Source organism: Vibrio sp. M260118 (assembly GCF_036533755.1).
Taxonomy (GTDB): domain Bacteria; phylum Pseudomonadota; class Gammaproteobacteria; order Enterobacterales; family Vibrionaceae; genus Vibrio.
This window is the reverse complement of sequence record NZ_JATABG010000391.1, coordinates 1-3078: the sequence shown is the minus strand read 5'-3', so window position 1 is coordinate 3078 and position 3078 is coordinate 1. Positions and strand designations below refer to the sequence as shown.

Genomic DNA, 3078 nt, shown 5'->3' with positions numbered 1-3078 from the left:
GGAATAAGCTCATTGGAACCCACACGCTCAATCACTCGCTCTTGCAGTACCCGCAATAGTCGAATTTGAGCTTGTAAGGGCATGGATTCGATTTCATCTAAAAATAATGTCCCACCTTGAGCATGTTCAAATTTACCAACTCGTTTTGTATCTGCTCCGGTAAACGCGCCTTTTTCATGGCCGTAGAGCTCACTCTCAATTAGGTTTTCAGGCACCGCACCGCAATTTATCGCAACGAAATTATTGTCTCTACGCGGACTTTGCTCGTGGATCGATCGGGCGAACAGCTCTTTACCGGTTCCTGTTTCGCCAAATAGAAGGATGTCTGCGTTGGTATCAGCGATATGAATGATGGTATCACGCAGTGCTTGAATGGAGGGTGTATCCCCGATAATCCTCGGGCCAAGGGCTTGACTTGCTTTTAGGGTGCGTTTGAGCTCTTGGTTTTCAAGCGTTAAGTCGCGCTTGTCTAAGGCGCGACGAGTGGTGTCGATTAAGCGATCAATGGGAAATGGCTTCTCAATAAAATCGTAAGCTCCGTTCCTAAGTGCATTGACCGCCATTGAGATATCACCATGTCCGGTAATCAGGATTACGGGAATATTTGGGTCTTGGTGGAGAATGCTCGACAAAATATTCTCACCCGACAATCCAGGTAGGCAAATGTCAGTAATGACCACCTTTGGCAGGCCGTCTTGTTTTATTGCCAGTAACGCTTCTTCGGCGCTGGCAAAAAAGCGTGCAGGAATATCTTCGAGTTCAAAGCTTTGTTCGATCGCTAAGCGAATATCACTTTCATCATCAATAAAGATTACATCATACATCTGCATTCCTTGTTACTGGCAGAGAGAGAGTAAATCGCGCACCGCCAAGAGGAGACTGCGATACTTTGAGTAAACCGCCCATAGCCTGGGTAATTTGCTGTGAAATCGAGAGACCAAGTCCTAAACCGTTCTTCTTGGTGGTATAAAAAGGCTCGAACAGGGATTGCTGTTGATCGATACTGATTCCGGGGCCGTTGTCATCGACGTGTACATTAAGTTGCTGACCTTCAATACTGGTCGAAATAATGACCTGCCGTGCCTCTTGTTCTTCCACCGCTTGTAGTGCATTGGTCAAAAGGTTGATAACCACCTGTTCAAATTGAATTGGATTGATCTCAACTTCAGGTAAAGCTTGCTCCAATTGTAGTTCGAGGGAAACCATCTTAGATTTAAACTGTGGTGAGAGGAGCTCTTTAGCTGCGATAATCACTGGAGCAATATTCATTTTGCTTACTTCATTCACGTCGCTTTTTCGCGCGAAAGAGCGCAACTGGTTACTGATCTTTGCCATCCGCTCGGTCAGTGCTGAGATACGAGATAAGTTATCGTCGACTCGCTCAAGCGTGTTGCGTTCTAGAAAGCGTCTTCCGTTGTCGGCAAAGCTACGAATCGCTGCAAGTGGATTGTTGAGTTCATGGCTAATGCTAGCTGACATCTGACCTAATACCGCCAGCTTAGCCGCTTGCACCAGTTCATCTTGAGTTTGGCGTAGAGCCTGCTCAGTTTTTGCTCTTTCGTGAATCTCAGCATGCAGTTCGGAAGTGCGCTCCATCACCAAAAACTCAAGCTTCTGTTTGGCCTCTGATTGCAATTGCTCAAACTGACGTTTCTTTAATTGGCGTTGATACACCAACTGCATCGATAAGTACGCGATGACAAATATCAATGTCACCACCAACGCATAACTCAGTGTCGACCAGAGTAACACTGATTTGGGAGTGAGAACTCTCAGTGTGAGGTCATGACTGTCTAAATCGCGAGATGAGACCAAAAACGCATTGTTGAATCCCAACGATGTTGGCTTTTTGATTTCTGTTTGGGGGCTTGACATATCACCAGTAAAGCCAAATGAGTCGATCGGTGAGTCTAAGTATTGCCGGCTATCGAGAATAGCCTGTCGGTCCGTATCACTTAGCTGAGTTAAGCTTTTGAACAACCATTCGTCGCTGCTAGACATAAAGACGACATCGTACTTATCGGTAGCGACAAAAATGTTGTTGCGATTTTGCCAGTTGGACTCAATCGCATTGAGATCCATTTTGATGACGATAACGCCTATGATTTCAGCGGCATAGGTGACCGGGTAGGAAAAATAGTAGCCTCTCTGCTTAGAGCTTGAGCCTAGAGCAAAGTACTGGCTTGGATTGCCTTGAATGGCATTAGAGAAGTAAGGCCGCCACGCATAGTTGCGACCAACGAATGAACGTTCGAGATTCCAGTTGCTCGAAGCGATAGTGTTGCCAAACTCGTCGAGTAGGTAGGCGTCGGTCGATTGAATCGTCTCATTGACTTGCTCTAAATAGCGGTTGGTTAACTCAATTTGCGCGCTGTTTTTAGGTGCCTGAAGGGCGGCGATAAGTTCTGCGTCCTTGGCAATCAGCTGTGGCAAGTGAGCGTATTTGTCGAGCTTGCTTGAGATGAACTCCGCAAATCGCTCAAGCTGTTCTTTATGCCCAGCAAACAGGCGGCTTTCTCTCGAGTTCCACACCCAGCTAGAGCCCAAGATTAGGGTAAACAGGTAGAGTGTCAGTAGATAAAATCTGCTACGTCTGAATGTCAACGTTAGCTCTCCTGTGAAGTGTCCTTAACTTGGTATAGCGTAAAGGTTTTTGTTACAAATGTGTTTAATCAGCTGATTAAACTGAGGGATAAAACCGGACTTAGATCTTGTTTTGATCTTTAATTGAAAAAAAACGCTAGTTTCTCTTGAAAATGGCATTAATGTCCCCATTTCTGGAAACAAAGAACGCTTTATTGATGTTTTTTTTAGCAGTTAAGTGAGTTTTTAGGGTTAAGACACAGGGATTGAGGTGATCGGCTCGACAGCTAACGATCAGCTCGGTAGAATGCTGCGTCTAAATTTTTAATCCTGAGGCTAATCGGAGATACCTTTGCCGAACCAGAATTTACTCTCTGGCTTCGAAGGATATCGCTAATTAGTCCGATAATTGAATACTCGATTATCGATACTCGATTTACAAGAGTACTCATAGAGTACAAACAAGGATGGGTCCTTTCTTTAGATTGGGCACAT

General features: G+C 45.1%; 2 protein-coding genes. Both read right to left on the bottom strand.

Annotated features, from left to right (window positions below; translation table 11 throughout):
- The coding region (locus QTO00_RS17270; protein WP_331425877.1) for a sigma-54-dependent transcriptional regulator at window positions 1-824 on the bottom strand (824 nt) is incomplete at its 3' end.
- Complete coding sequence (locus QTO00_RS17265) at window positions 817-2604, bottom strand: sensor histidine kinase (protein ID WP_331425876.1); 1788 nt, start codon at window positions 2602-2604, stop codon at window positions 817-819. The genes QTO00_RS17270 and QTO00_RS17265, both read right to left, overlap by 8 nt.
- Between the last annotated feature and the right edge of the window lie 474 nt (window positions 2605-3078).